This is a genomic window from Micromonospora sp. AB353 (assembly GCF_049538395.1).
Lineage (GTDB): Bacteria > Actinomycetota > Actinomycetes > Mycobacteriales > Micromonosporaceae > Micromonospora > Micromonospora aurantiaca.
Window position 1 is genome coordinate 1 of the sequence record NZ_JBMVFV010000119.1, and the last position, 13054, is coordinate 13054.

General features: G+C 73.9%; 13 protein-coding genes. 1 reads left to right on the forward strand and 12 read right to left on the reverse strand.

Annotated features, from left to right (window positions below):
* The coding region (locus ACPCK6_RS27875; RefSeq protein ID WP_423482683.1) for an endo alpha-1,4 polygalactosaminidase at window positions 1-710 on the forward strand (710 nt) is incomplete at its 5' end.
* A gap of 263 nt (window positions 711-973) precedes the next feature.
* Here the strand turns inward: ACPCK6_RS27875 and ACPCK6_RS27880 are convergent.
* The 12 genes from ACPCK6_RS27880 to ACPCK6_RS27935 form a co-directional block, all read right to left on the reverse strand.
* Window positions 974-3187 carry an MMPL family transporter gene (locus ACPCK6_RS27880; RefSeq protein WP_423482684.1) on the reverse strand — a complete coding sequence of 738 codons (2214 nt, stop codon included), beginning with the start codon at window positions 3185-3187 and terminating at the stop codon, window positions 974-976.
* 239 nt (window positions 3188-3426) lie between these two features.
* A complete protein-coding gene (gene mutM / locus ACPCK6_RS27885) occupies window positions 3427-4284 on the reverse strand; it encodes a bifunctional DNA-formamidopyrimidine glycosylase/DNA-(apurinic or apyrimidinic site) lyase (protein WP_064447028.1) in 858 nt (285 codons plus the stop codon).
* The gene (gene rnc / locus ACPCK6_RS27890) at window positions 4277-5065 is read right to left on the reverse strand and encodes a ribonuclease III (protein WP_396880275.1); all 789 of its coding nucleotides are present in this window, start codon (window positions 5063-5065) and stop codon (window positions 4277-4279) included. Before rnc ends, mutM begins: the two co-directional genes overlap by 8 nt.
* A complete protein-coding gene (locus tag ACPCK6_RS27895; RefSeq protein WP_396880410.1) occupies window positions 5062-6021 on the reverse strand; it encodes a phosphate acyltransferase PlsX in 960 nt (319 codons plus the stop codon). Before ACPCK6_RS27895 ends, rnc begins: the two co-directional genes overlap by 4 nt.
* A 132-nt stretch (window positions 6022-6153) precedes the next feature.
* Window positions 6154-6327, reverse strand: a complete 174-nt coding sequence (gene rpmF, locus ACPCK6_RS27900; protein WP_030500827.1) for a 50S ribosomal protein L32 — start codon at window positions 6325-6327, stop codon at window positions 6154-6156.
* Window positions 6328-6332: 5 nt separating this feature from the next.
* Window positions 6333-6896, reverse strand: a complete 564-nt coding sequence (locus tag ACPCK6_RS27905) for a YceD family protein (RefSeq protein ID WP_120571197.1) — start codon at window positions 6894-6896, stop codon at window positions 6333-6335.
* A 124-nt stretch (window positions 6897-7020) separates the two neighbouring features.
* A complete protein-coding gene (locus tag ACPCK6_RS27910; RefSeq protein ID WP_135243736.1) occupies window positions 7021-7518 on the reverse strand; it encodes an SPFH domain-containing protein in 498 nt (165 codons plus the stop codon).
* 142 nt (window positions 7519-7660) lie between these two features.
* Window positions 7661-8137, reverse strand: coding sequence for a pantetheine-phosphate adenylyltransferase (gene coaD, locus ACPCK6_RS27915; RefSeq protein ID WP_252449426.1), 477 nt, complete (start codon window positions 8135-8137; stop codon window positions 7661-7663).
* Window positions 8134-8697, reverse strand: coding sequence for a 16S rRNA (guanine(966)-N(2))-methyltransferase RsmD (rsmD, locus tag ACPCK6_RS27920; RefSeq protein ID WP_423482685.1), 564 nt, complete (start codon window positions 8695-8697; stop codon window positions 8134-8136). The genes coaD and rsmD overlap by 4 nt, the downstream gene beginning before the upstream one ends.
* Window positions 8698-8777: 80 nt before the next feature.
* The gene (locus ACPCK6_RS27925; protein WP_396880272.1) at window positions 8778-9713 is read right to left on the reverse strand and encodes a serine hydrolase domain-containing protein; all 936 of its coding nucleotides are present in this window, start codon (window positions 9711-9713) and stop codon (window positions 8778-8780) included.
* 58 nt (window positions 9714-9771) lie between these two features.
* Window positions 9772-11973 carry an ATP-dependent DNA helicase RecG gene (gene recG / locus ACPCK6_RS27930; RefSeq protein ID WP_396880271.1) on the reverse strand — a complete coding sequence of 734 codons (2202 nt, stop codon included), beginning with the start codon at window positions 11971-11973 and terminating at the stop codon, window positions 9772-9774.
* On the reverse strand, window positions 11970-13054 hold a 1085-nt coding region (locus ACPCK6_RS27935), incomplete at its 5' end, for a DAK2 domain-containing protein (protein WP_423482686.1). The genes ACPCK6_RS27935 and recG, both read right to left, overlap by 4 nt.

A 13054-nucleotide genomic window follows, 5' to 3' on the forward strand; every position in this document is an offset into this window, starting at 1 on the left:
GGCCGGCCGCGCAGGCCGGCAGCTGGCGGTGGCAGTGGCAGCTCACCTCCCCGGTGGACGTGGCGGTGGACGCCGACGTCTTCCTCCTCGACCCGGTGGCGACCACCTCGGCCGAGACCGCCGCGCTGCGCGAGCGGGGCCGCCGGCTGGTCTGCCACGTCCGGGTCGGCACGTACGCCGCCGACGACCCGGACGCCACCCGCTTCCCCACCGCCGTACGCGGCGCGGGCGTGCCGGGGCGGCCGGGGAGCCGTTTCCTGGACGTACGGGGCTGGGACGCGCTCGCGCCGGTGCTGGCCGACCGGTTCCGGCTGTGCCGGGGCAAGGGCTTCGGCGCGGTGGCGCTCGCCGACGCGGACGGCTACCGGCACCGCTCCGGCTTTCCGCTGGACTTCGACGACCAGTTGCTGTTCAACCGCCGGCTGGCCGGGCTGGCCCGCAAGCTGGACCTCTCCCCCGGCCTGGTCGACGACGTGCCGCAGGTCGCGGCGCTGGCCCCCGACTTCGACTTCGCGGTCAACCAGGAGTGCGTACGCCGCCGCGAGTGCGCGAAGCTGCTGCCGTTCGTCGACGCCGGCAAGCCGGTCTTCCACGTCGAGTACACCGGCGAGCCGGCGGACTTCTGCGTCACCTCGGTCGGCTACGGCTTCGCCTCGATCCGCAAGGACCGCGAGCTGGACGCCTGGCGGGAGCCGTGCGCCCTGCCGTGACACCGGGGCGCCCCCGCCCGGCGGGGAGCGGGGCGCCGATGACGATGATCCAGTACGAAAGCTGCCAACACTCTCCGTGACCCTCAGCGGCGAACAGATGCCCGGAAGGCGGTATACCTGAGAGTCATAGTTATGACTCTCAGGTATACCGCGCGAACACGAATGCCTTCTCAGCGGCCGGCACGAGCCGGAGCTGATGTCAAGCTGTTCGGCACCACAGGTTGGGCGCCCGGACCGGGCCCCGGGGGCGGGTCCGCTCGGGATCAGCGGACGCCGACCAGCTCCGGTGCCGGGGCGGGCGGCGGCTCGACCGCCGGGACGGGCCGCCGACGGCGCATGAAGCGTGGCGCCCACCAGTTCGCGTCACCGAGCAGCGTCATCACCGAGGGCAGTACGACCGCCCGGATGATCGTGGCGTCCAGCAGGATCGCCGCCGCCAGGCCGATGCCGAGCTGCTTGAAGTCGATCATGCTGAGCGTGGCGAAGATGGAGAACACCGCCACCATCACCACCGCCGCGCTGGTCACCACACCGGCCGAGGAGGTGATGCCGTACGCCACCGCCTCCCGGGTGGGCATGCCCCGGTCGACCGCCTCGCGGATCCGGCTGACCACGAACACGTGGTAGTCCATCGACAGCCCGAACAGCACCACGAACAGGAACAGCGGCAGCCAGGTGACGATCGCGTCCATCGAGGTGAAGCCGAGCAGCCCTTCCGCCCAGGTGCTCTGGAAGACCAGCACCAGCAGCCCGTACGCGGCGCCGGCGGACAGCAGGTTCAGCACGATCGAGGTCAGCGCCACCACGATCGACCGGAACGTCCACGCCATCACCAGGAACGTCAGCGCCAGCACGAACGCCGCGACGATCGGCAGCTTCGCCCAGATGTGGGCGGCGTAGTCCTCGCTGGCGGCCACGCCGCCGCCGACCGCGTACTCCACGCCCGGGATGCCGCCGAGCGTGGCCGGGACCAGGTCCTCGCGCAGCTCGTGCAGCGACCGGGACGCCTCGTCGGAGCGGCTGGCATGCGGCGTGGCCACCTCCAGCACCGACACCCGCCGGTCCGCCGACACCTGGATCTCCGGGCCGTCCCCCTCGGCCGGCGCGAAGAGCGGGTCGGCGGCGGTGCGGCCGGCCAGGTCGGTGAGCGCGGCCCGCACCCGGTCGGCCTGCTCGGCCGGCGCCCGCACGGCGACCGTGTGGCTGGTGCCGTTGCTCGGGAAGGCCGCGGTGAGCCGGTCGTACGCCTGCATGGCGGCGGTGGTACGTGGCACGTCCTCCGGGCCGGGGAACTTCAGCTTCATGCCGAGCGCGGGCGCGGCGAGCGCGAGCAGCAGCGCGACCGAGATCAGCAGCGTGGCCACCGGCGCGCGCAGCGCCGGCTTGAGCACCGCCGGCCAGAACCGGGGCCGGGCCGGCTGCCCGTTGCGCGGGGCGGTGAGGCGCCACAGCAGCGGCACCCGCGGCCGGTCCACCCAGCGACCCAGCTTCGCCAGCAGCGCCGGCAGCACGGTGAGCGAGCCGATCACCGCGACCGCCACCACCAGGATCGAGCCGACCGCCAGCGACGAGAAGATCGCGTCCTGGGCGAGCAGCAGACCGCCCATCGAGATGATCACGGCGGTGCCGGAGACCACCACGGCGTGCCCGGAGGTCTCCGCGGCGATCTCCACCGCGTCCAGGCCGGAGCGGCCCTTCGCCCGTTCCTCCCGCTCCCGCCGCACGTAGAACAGCGAGTAGTCCACGCCGACCGCCATGCCGATCAGCAGGATGACGCTGGCCGTGGTGTCGGTGGCCGGCACCAGGTGCGACGCGAGTGTGGAGAGGCCCATCGCGGCGGCCACCGAGGAGAGCGCCAGCAGCACCGGCACCCCGGCGGCGATCAGCGCGCCGAACGCGATGATCAGGATGGCCAGCGTCACCGGGAGGCTGAGCAGCTCGGCGCGCTTGAAGTCCTTGCCGAGCGTGTCGTCGAGCGCCTTGTCGATCGACGGGCCGCCGACCTGCTCCACCCGTAGCTGCGGGTGCGCGTCCTGCACCGTCGCGGTGGTGTCCCGCAGCGGCTGCACCCGGTCCCCGGCGGTGCCCGGGTCGCCCGACATGGTGATCGGCACCAGCAGCGCGCTGCCGTCGCGCGACGGCATCGGCGTACCGATCGAGGCCACGCCGTCGACCTGCCGCAGCCGGTCCGCCGCGTCCTGCGCCGCGGCCTTCGCCGCCGCCTGGTCGAGCGAACCCGAGCGGGCGGTGATCAGCACGTTCTCGGTCGCCGGCCGGTCGAACCCGCCACTGTCGACGATCAGTTGTGCCCGTCCGAACTCGCCGATCGCCTGATCCTCGTCGGTCGCCTCGTTCAGCCCGGCGGCGCTGCCGCCCACGAAACACACCGCCACGAAGACCACCCACAACGCGATCGCGCGCCACGGATGCTCCGCACTCCACCGTGCCAGCCGCACGGTCACCGGTCGCCTGCCCATGTCCCGGGTTCCACCCTCCTGATGCCGGCCCTGTGCCGACCCCAGATGACGCTAGGCAGCAGGCGGGGCCCCGGCATCGGGGAACGGCCCCCGCTCGTCCCCGATCCGCACGGTGAGGTCCGCGCGGCCGGAACCGGCCGCGCGGACCGGGCGGAAAAGGGCATCTCCGGGTACGCTCCGGCGCGTCTCCGGGGACCGCCGGGCGATGCACACCGGCGCAACCCCGAACCGGCTCGGGGTCATCCCCGGAGGGTGCCCCGGGGCCGCGGCTGGCATCGCGGGCAGCTGTAGGAGGACCGGTTCATGAACGCCTCCCGCCGGATCGGCGCGCCGCAGCGCGGGCAGGGCTCGCCCTCCCGGCCGTACGCGTTGAGCGACCTGTCGAAGTAGCCGCTCTCGCCGTTGACGTTGACGTACAGCTCGTCGAAGCTGGTGCCGCCCTGCTTGATCGCCTCGGCGAGCACGTCCCGCACGTGCCCGAGCAGCCGCAGCGCGGCCGGACGGGTGAGCGCGTCGGCCGGGCGGGCGCCGTGCAGCTTCGCCCGCCACAGTGCCTCGTCGGCGTAGATGTTGCCCACCCCGGAGATCAGCGTCTGGTCGAGCAGCGCGCGTTTGATCTCCGTACGCTTGCGCCGCAGCGCCGCCACGAACGCCTCGTCGGAGAACTCCGGGTCCATCGGGTCGCGGGCGATGTGGGCGATCTCGGCGGGCAGCTCCGCCCCACCTTCGGACACGGACAGCCCGCCGAACGTGCGCTGGTCGACGAAACGCAGCTCCGGCCCGTCGTCGGCGAACCGGAACCGGACCCGCAGGTGCAGTTCGTCGGCCGCGCCGACCGGCTGCAGCAGCAGCTGGCCGGACATGCCGAGGTGGCCGATCACCGCGTCGCCGCTGTCCAGTGGCAGCCAGAGGTACTTGCCGCGGCGGCGTACCCCGGTGATCGTCCGGCCGGCCAGCACGTCGGCGAAGTGCGCGCCGCCGGGCGCGTGCCGGCGTACCGCCCGGGGGTGGCGCACCTCGACGGCGGCGATCCGCCGGCCGATCACCCACTGGGCGAGGCCCACCCGGACGGTCTCGACCTCGGGCAGCTCAGGCACGGCCCGCGCCCGCCTCCACGTCGGAGGTGTCGCTCGTCTCCGCCTCGGCCCGCGCCGCCGCCTCGGCCTCGGCCTGCTCGGTGAGCATCCGCCAGGCCGACTCGGCCGCGCGCTGCTCGGCCTCCTTCTTGCTGCGCCCCTCCGCGCCGCCGTAGCGGTTGCCGGCCACCACCACCCAGGCGGTGAACGTCTTGAGGTGATCCGGTCCGGTGCCCTCGATCCGGTACTCGGGCACACCGAGCCCGAGCGCGGCGGTCAGCTCCTGGAGGCTGGTCTTCCAGTCCAGCGCCGCGCCCCGGCCCGCCGACTCGGCCATCAGCGGGTCGAACAGCCGGTGGATGACGATGGCGGCGGTGTCCAGGCCGTACTGGAGGTAGATCGCACCAAGCAGCGCCTCCAGCGTGTCGGCCAGGATGCTCGCCTTGTCCCGCCCGCCGGTGGCCTCCTCGCCCTTGCCGAGCAGCAGGTACGCGCCGAGCCCGTCCGGGCCCAGGCCACGCGCCACGTCGGCGAGCGCCCGCATGTTGACCACGCTGGCGCGCAGCTTCGCCAGCTGCCCCTCGGGCAGGTCGGGGTGGTTGTGGAACAGGGCTGTGGTGATCACCACGCCGAGCACCGAGTCGCCCAGGAACTCCAGCCGCTCGTTCGTGGGCAGGCCGCCGTTCTCGTACGCGTACGAGCGGTGGGTCAGCGCGCGTTCCAGCAGTTCCGGGTCGAGCGACACCCCGAAGGCCGCCTCCAGGTGGCCGACGGGAGCACGCCGCCGCTTGTCGTTGGTCATGGTGCTACCTCGGTGTCGTGTCGGTCAGGTGCGAGATCGTGCGGGATGTCCGCGAGCAGGGAGCGGACCGTCGCGGCGGCGTCGCGGCGCCACAGGTGGGCCGCGAGCGCGATACCGGAGGCGACGTCCTCGGAGCCGGCCGCGCCGTGGCACACCACCACGGTGCCGCCCACCCCGAGCAGCGCGGCGGCACGCGGGGCGCCGCCGCGTGCGGGCGGGCCACCGGCCATGGCGTACGCGCCCTCGATGGCCTTCAGCAGGACGTTTCCGGTGAAGCCGTCGGTCACCACGACGTCGGCGCGGGCGCCGAGCGAGATGTCGTACCCCTCGACCAGGCCGACGTAGCGGCCGTCGCAGGGCAGCGGCGCGGCGGCGAGCGCGGGCGCGGCGACGCGGCGCAGCCGGTCGCCCTTGCCCGTCTCGTGGCCGACGGAGAGCAACCCGACGCGGGGTGCGGTGACGGCGTGGGCCACCGACGCGTAGGCGGCACCGAGGAGGGCGTGCCGGGCCAGCGTGGCCGGGCCCGGTTCGAGCGTGCCGCCGACGTCGAGCAGCACCACCGGCCCTTCGACGGCGGGCAGCGTGGCGGCGAGCGCGGGACGGCGGATCCCGGTCCAGCGGCCGAGGCCGAGCGCGGCGGCGGTGACTGTGGCGCCGGTCGAACCGGCGGAGACGACCGCGTCGGCGAGTCCGTCGCGGACGGCCTGCACGGCGGTGCGTACCGTGCTCTCGCCGCGGGCGGCGGTGGGATGGTCGGCCATGCCGACGGCGGTCCGCACCGGGCGGACCGTGACCCGGGCGCGCTGGGCCGGGTCGAGCGCACCGATCAGCTCGTCGGCCACCTCGATCGGGCCGACGAGCATCAGGTGCAGGGCGGGATCCGTGCGTACCGCTCGCAGAGCGCCGTCAACCACGACGGCGGGAGCATCGTCCCCGCCGAGGAGGTCGACGGCGATCCGCGCGGTGCCCGGCTCCGACGATCCGCCGGCCGGGAACCGGTCGGCGGTGGCGGGAGCCGGGGCACCGGGCGAGAGCCTTGGTGCGCGCGTCACCCGACCGGTGGTCGGGGACGTCACTCGGCAGCCGGGTCAGACCTCGAGGACCTGACGGCCGTTGTAGGTGCCGCAGACGGAGCAGGCGGCGTGCGGCAGCTTCGCCGACTTGCACTGCGGGCAGGCCACGGTCGCCACCGCCGAGGCCTTCCAGTTCGCCCGGCGGGCGCGGGTGTTGCTGCGCGACATCTTGCGCTTGGGGACGGCCACGGTTCTTACTCCTCTGTACGGGTCAGTTGCGTCAGGCTCGCCCAACGCGGGTCGACCTGCTGATGGCTGTGGTCGGCCGGCAGATCGTCCCAGTGCACCCCACACTCGGGGCACAGGCCTGGGCAGTCCTCCCGGCAGAGCGGGTTCGTCGGCAGCGCCAGCACCACCGCGTCCCGCAACGCCGGCTCCAGGTCGATCAGATCGCCCTGCATCCGGCCCACCTCGTCCTCGTCGGTCGTGTCGTCCGTGGTGCTGTGCTCGTACGCGTACAGCTCCTGGATCGTCACGGCCAACGAGTCGTCGATCTCGCGCAGGCAGCGGCCGCACTCGCCCTTGACGGGACCGGTGACGGTCCCGGAGACGAGTACGCCCTCGGACACCGACTCCAACCTCAGATCGAGGTCGAGATCCGCGCCCTCCGGCACGCCGATCAACTCCACGCCGAGGTCCGCCGGTGCCGGCACGACCCGCTTGTGCGTACGCAACGCGCCAGGTCGGCGCGGCAGTTCCCTCGTGTCGAGGACCAGCGGCGACCTGGGGTCGAGTGTGCTTGGCGAGTGTTTGGGCATAGTCAGACTCCGGCCGTTGAGAGGCCGACAAAGAAGGTTACCTGCCAGACGGGCGGACCGTCGAACCGGGGGCTCGCCTCCGGCCCGGCGGGAGCCGGCTGTCGGCGACCGGCCCGCGCGCCGCTCAGAAGGGTAGCGGGCGGTCCGCCTCGTCCCCGCCGAAGGTCCCGATCTCGCGCAGCGCGTGCATCTTGTCCCGGCCGCGCTCTATCGAGGCCAGCGCCCGGGTGAGGAACTGCTCGAAGTTCGCCAGCGCGGTGTCGACGTAGTCGTCCACCTCCTCGCGCAGGCGCTGCGCCTCGGCCCGCGCCTCGGCGATGATCCGCGCGCCCTCGTGCTCGGCCGAGACGGTGATCTCGTTGACCGAGACGAGCCGGGCGTGTTCCGCCTCACCCTCGCTGATGATCCGGTCGGCCTCGCGCTTGCCGGCCTCCATGATCTTGTCCCGCTCCTCCAGCAGCGCGGCGGCCCGACGCAGGTCGGCGGGCAGCTCCGCGCGCAGCTCGTCGAGCGCGGCGATCATCTCGCCCCGGTCGACCATGCAGTTGTTGCGCGACATCGGGACGGAGCGGGCCTGCTCCACCATGGCGATCAGTTCGTCGATGCGATCGAGCGGGTCCACCGGTACCTCACTCCTGTCTTCGTCGGCCGCCCTCCATCATGCGGCCTCGCGCCCGGTCTCGGCGTTGCAGACATCATGTCGCGCCCGAGCCACAACCACCCCACCCGCCCCACCCGGCGCGTCGCCCACCCCCGGCGGAGGGTCAGGGGCGGAGGCGGGCGGAGAGCTGGGCTCGGACCAGGTCGGGGACGTGGGCGGAGATGTCGCCGCCCCACTTCGCCACGTCCTTGATCAGGCTGGACGAGATGAACGAGTAGAGCGGGTTGGTCGGCATGAAGAGCGTCTCCACGCCGGCCAGGCCGATGTTCATCTGGGCCATCTGCAACTCGTAGTCGAAGTCGCTCACCGCCCGCAGGCCCTTGATCAGCACACTCGCCTGCTGCGCCCGGCAGAAGTCGACGAGCAGGCCGCGGAACGACTCCACCCGGACGTTGTCGTACGAGGCGGTCACCTCGTGGAGCATGTCGATGCGCTCCTCGACCGTGAACAGGCCCTGCTTGGACTGGTTGACCAGCACTCCGACGATCACCTCGTCGAACAGCCGGCTGGCCCGGCCGATGATGTCGAGGTGTCCGTTGGTGACCGGGTCGAACGAGCCCGGGCAGACCGCACGTCTCATGATCGGCGACCGTACCAAAGAGTGGTCTCGCCGTAACGTCTGCTGCGCTCCGGAGTGACACCTTCCACCCACGTGACCGGTCCGGTACGGCTGGACCGCTCGACGATCACCAGGGCGTCCGGTGCGAGCCAATCGCCGTCGACCAGCGCCGCCAGCATCGCGGTGATCTCCGCGTCCGGCACCGCGTACGGCGGATCGGCGAAGACCACGTCGTACGGCCCGCCGTCCGGACCCGCCGCCAGCACGGTGGCGACCCTGCCGGTGACCAGGCGCGCGGCCGGCGCGGCCCGCAGCGCGGCGATGTTCTCCCGGATCACCCGGGCGGCCCGCGCGTCGGACTCGACGAGCAGCACGTGGGTCGCGCCCCGGGACAGCGCCTCCAGACCGACCGCGCCGGAACCGGCGTACAGGTCGGCGAAGCGTGCCCCGTCCAGGTCGGCGTGCGCGTGCACGGCGCTGAACAGCGCCTCGCGGACCCGGTCGGAGGTGGGCCGGGTGCCGGCACCCGGTGGCGCGGCGATCCGCCGGCCGCCGAGCGTGCCGGCCACGATCCGGGTCACCGTCGCTCCCTGCGCATGCCCCGACGCTACGCGACGCGCCGAGCACCCGGCCGGCGCGCCCTCGCCGTGCGTACGGGCGGTCAGACCGCGTCGAGCGCCGACGTGATCGTTCGCGGATCGACCTCGGCCCGGTTGGTCAGCAGCACGAGCCGCTGGTCGGAGCCGGGCAGCCAGGCGGCGAACGCCTTGTAGCCGCCGTTGTCCCCGGAGTGGTGCAGCGCCCGCCGGCCGGCCAGCGGGCCGACGAAGAAGCCGTAGCCGTACGCCTCGTCGGGCCGTCCGGTGGGCGCGTGCGGCGCGGTCATCGCCGCCACCGAGGCCGCGCCGAGCAGCCGGCCCCGGCGCGGTACGTCGAGCCAGGTGAGCAGGTCCGCCCCGGTGCACCAGACGTCACCAGCGCCCAGGCTGACCGTCGTCAGGTCCCAGGACGGCACCGGACGGCCGCCCTCGTGCCCGACCGCCACGTCCGCCCGCCCGTCGCCGGAACCGGCGAAGCTGCCAGTCATGCCCAGCGGCGCGAACACCTCCTCGGCGAGGAACTCGGCGTACGGCCGGTCGGTCACGTGCTCGACGGTCCGGGCCAGCAGCACGTAGCCGGGGCTGCTGTAGTGCCACCCGGCTCCGGGCCGGAACAGCGGCGGCAGCGCCGCGAACCGGTCGAGCAGTTCGTCCGGCTCGGCCGGCCCGTGCAGGTCGATCGCCGGGTAGTCCTCCCAGTGGCCCAGGCCCGACGTGTGGGTGAGCAGGTGGTGCAGCGTGATGCCGGACCATTGTGGCGGCGGCGCGCCGGGCAGCCGGCGTACCACCGGGTCGGACAGGCTCAGCGCTGCCCGCTCGGCGAGCAACAGCACCGCCACGGCGGCCATCTGCTTGCTGATCGAGGCGATCTGGAACCGCGTCGCCGCGGTGCACCGCCGGCCGGACGCCTCGTCGGCGACTCCGGCCACCCGGTCCACCACGAGTTCGTCGCCCCGGGTGACCAGCAGCACACCGTGTTCGAGTGATGGTGTCGACATCTGCGCGAGCCTAGGCACGCGACGCGCGCGCCGCAGTCCCGCGAACCGCGCCGGAGCCTCAGCCCTTCTCCAGGTATTCGGCGCGTTCCTCGTCGACGAGCGCGGCGACCGACGCCGCCAGCGCCGGATGCCGGGCCAGATCCGGGTCGTCCTCGACCAGTTCGGTCGCCTCGGCCCGCGCGTCGCGGATCAGCTCGGTGTCGCGCAGCAGCGACAGCAGCCGCAGGTGCGAGCGCCGGCCGGACTGGGTGGCGCCCAGCACGTCGCCCTCGCGGCGCTGCTCCAGGTCGAGTTCGGCGAGCTTGAAGCCGTCGGTGGTGGAGGCGACCGCGTCCAGCCGCTCCCGGGCGGACGAGCCCTCGGCCGCCTCGGTGACAAGCAGGCACAGACCGGCGGCCGAGCCCCGGCCCACCCGGCCGCGCAACTGGTGCAGCTGGGAGACACCGAACCGGTCGGCGTCCAGCACGATCATCACCGTCGCGTTCGGCACGTTCACGCCGACCTCGACCACTGTGGTCGCGACCAGCACGTCCAGCTCGCCGTCGGCGTACGCACGCATCACCGCGTCCTTCTCGTCCGCGGGCAGCCGGCCGTGCAGCACCCCGATCCGCAGCCCGTGCAGCGGCCCCTCGGCCAGCAGCGGGGCCACCTCGGTCACGGCCAGCGGCGGGCGGCGGCCGTTGTCGTCCTCCCGCGGCGGCTCCTCGTCCGACACCGGCCCCTCGCCGATCCGCGGGCACACCACGTACGCCTGGTGGCCCTTCGTGACCTCCTCGCGCAACCGGCGCCAGGCCCGGTCGAGGAAGGCCGGCTTCTCGGCGGCCGGGACCACGTGCGAGGCGATCGGTGAACGGCCCTGCGGGAGCTGGGACAGCGTGGAGGTCTCCAGGTCGCCGTAGACGGTCATGGCCACGGTGCGCGGGATCGGTGTCGCGGTCATCACCAGCACGTGCGGCGGCTGCTCGGCCTTGGCGCGCAGCGCGTCGCGCTGCTCCACGCCGAAGCGGTGCTGCTCGTCCACCACCACCAGGCCGAGGTCGTGGAAGTCGACGCCCTCGTAGAGCAGGGCGTGCGTGCCGAGCACGATGCCGGCGCGCCCCTCGGCCACCTCGGCCAGCGCCCGCCGCCGGGCCGCCGCGCCGAGCGAGCCGGTGACCAGCTCCACCCGCGTGGCGTCGTCGGCGGCGCCCAGCTCACCGGCCCGGCCGAGCGGCCCGAGCAGGTCGAGGATGCCCCTGTGGTGCTGGGCGGCGAGCACCTCGGTCGGGGCCAGCAGCGCGGCCTGTCCACCGGCGTCGACCACCTGGAGCATGGCGCGCAGCGCCACCACCGTCTTGCCGGAGCCCACCTCGCCCTGGAGCAGCCGGTGCATCGGGTGCGGCCGGGCCAGGTCGGCGGCGATCTCCCGCCCGACGACCTGCTGGCCGGAGGTCAGCTCGTACGGCAGCCGCGCGTCGAACGCGTCGAGCAGGCCGCCCGCCTTCGCCGGCCGGGCCCGCCCCGGCGACGCCGCCGCCCGCTGCTTGCGCTGCACCAGCGTGAGCTGCACGGCGAACGCCTCGTCCCACTTCAGCCGGCGGCGGGCCCGGTAGAGCGCCTCCTTGCTGGTCGGACGGTGGATCTCGCGCAGCGCGGTGCCGATGTCGGCCAGGTTGCGGGTGGCCCGGACGGTGGCCGGCAGCGGATCCTCCGGCGGGGTGAACGTGTCGAGCACGACGCGGACGCAACGGGCGATCACCCAGGTCGGCACCGCCGCCGCAGCCGGGTAGACCGGGATCAGCGCCCCGGCGAACTCCTCGACCTCCTCGTTCGCCGCCGCCTCGCCCTCGCCGCCCTCGCCGAGCAGGACGTACTCCGGGCCGTTGAGCTGCCGCTTGCCCCGGAACTCGGTCACCTTCCCGGCGAACAGCCCCCACCGGCCGGGCCGAAGCTCCCGCTCGCGCCACGCCTGGTTGCCGAAGAACGTGCAGGTGAGCACGCCGCCGGAGCCGTCGCCGACGGTCACCTCCAGCAGGTTGCCGCGCCGCTGGCGCATCGGGCGCACGGCGGTGCGCTGCACCTGGGCCAGCACCGTGACCTGCTCCCCCACGTCGAGCGAGCGGATGTCGGTGTGCTCGCCGCGCTCGTCGTACCGGCGCGGGAAGTGGTAGATCAGGTCGCCGGCGGTGTGCAGGTCGAGATGCCCGGCCAGCGCCTTCGCCGTGCGCTCGCCGACCAGCTTCTTCAGCGGCGTGTCCACAGTGGCCGCTTCACCAGTCATTCGACCCCCACCAGGAGCGGATAGTGCGGCTGCCCGCCCTCGTACGCCTGCACCTCGACGAACGGCCAGGCCCCCTCGACGTGCGCGCGGACCCGGTCGGCCAGACCGGCCGGCGCGTCGGCGCCGCAGAGCAGCGTGACCAGTTCGCCGCCACCGCCGAGCATCCGGTCCACCACGGCGGTGCAGGTGTCGACCAGATCCTGCCCGATCAGGTGCACCTCGCCCTCGACCAGGGCCAGCACGTCACCCGGGCGGGCCGGGCCGGCGACGGTGAGCGCCTCCCGGGCGGCGTGGCAGACCTCCGCGTACCGGCAGGCGCCGGCCGCCTCGGCCATCGCGATCACGTCGTCCTCGAACCGCCGCTTCGGATCGCGGACGGCGAGCGCCGCGAGCGCCTGCACCGGCGAGCGGGTGGGCACCACGCTCACCTTGATGCCGAGGCCGTGCGCCTCCTTGGCCGCCGCGCTCGCCACCGACTGGGTGTTCGGGTCGTTCGGCAGCACCACCACCCGGGCGGCGCCGGTGGCCCGGATCGCGTCGAGCAGCTCACCGGTGGACGGGTTGGCGGGCACCACCACCGCGCCCTCGGCGGCGAACAGCTCCGCGATGCCCGCGCCGGTGGCGACCACCACGGCGGCCCGCCCCTCCGGCGGCGGCACCTGCGGCCCGGGCGCCGGGGCGGTCTGGTCGGCGAAGCGGGTCACGCTGATCCGGTGGGGGCGGCCGGCGACCACGCCCGCCTCGACCGCCGCCCCGATGTCGTTGACGTGCACGTGCACGTTCCAGGTGCCGGCGCCGTCGCCGACGATCGCCAGGGAGTCGCCGAGCGCGTCCAGCTCGGCGCGCAGCCGGGTCACCGCCTCGTCGCCTGCGTCGAGCAGGTACTGCACCTCGTAGGCGTACGCGTCGGAGCCGCTCTCCCGCACGGCGGTGACCGGCGCGCGGCGGGCGGGTGGTGCGGGCGCCGGCTGGCCCGGGCTCTCCCCCGTGATCACCTCGACCAGCGCGTCCAGCAGCAGGCACAGGCCGCGCCCGCCGGCGTCGACCACGCCCGCGCGGGCCAGCTCCGGCAACTGCTCGG

Bases quoted from the DNA above. Each gene is read 5' to 3' on its own strand.
- rnc (WP_396880275.1), bottom strand. From the start codon at position 5,065: ATGACCAACGACAAGCGGCGGCGTGCTCCCGTCGGCCACCTGGAGGCG.
- recG (WP_396880271.1), bottom strand. From the start codon at position 11,973: ATGACTGGTGAAGCGGCCACTGTGGACACGCCGCTGAAGAAGCTGGTC.
- coaD (WP_252449426.1), bottom strand. From the start codon at position 8,137: ATGAGACGTGCGGTCTGCCCGGGCTCGTTCGACCCGGTCACCAACGGA.
- ACPCK6_RS27905 (WP_120571197.1), bottom strand. From the start codon at position 6,896: ATGCCCAAACACTCGCCAAGCACACTCGACCCCAGGTCGCCGCTGGTC.
- ACPCK6_RS27880 (WP_423482684.1), bottom strand. From the start codon at position 3,187: ATGGGCAGGCGACCGGTGACCGTGCGGCTGGCACGGTGGAGTGCGGAG.
- ACPCK6_RS27925 (WP_396880272.1), bottom strand. From the start codon at position 9,713: ATGTCGACACCATCACTCGAACACGGTGTGCTGCTGGTCACCCGGGGC.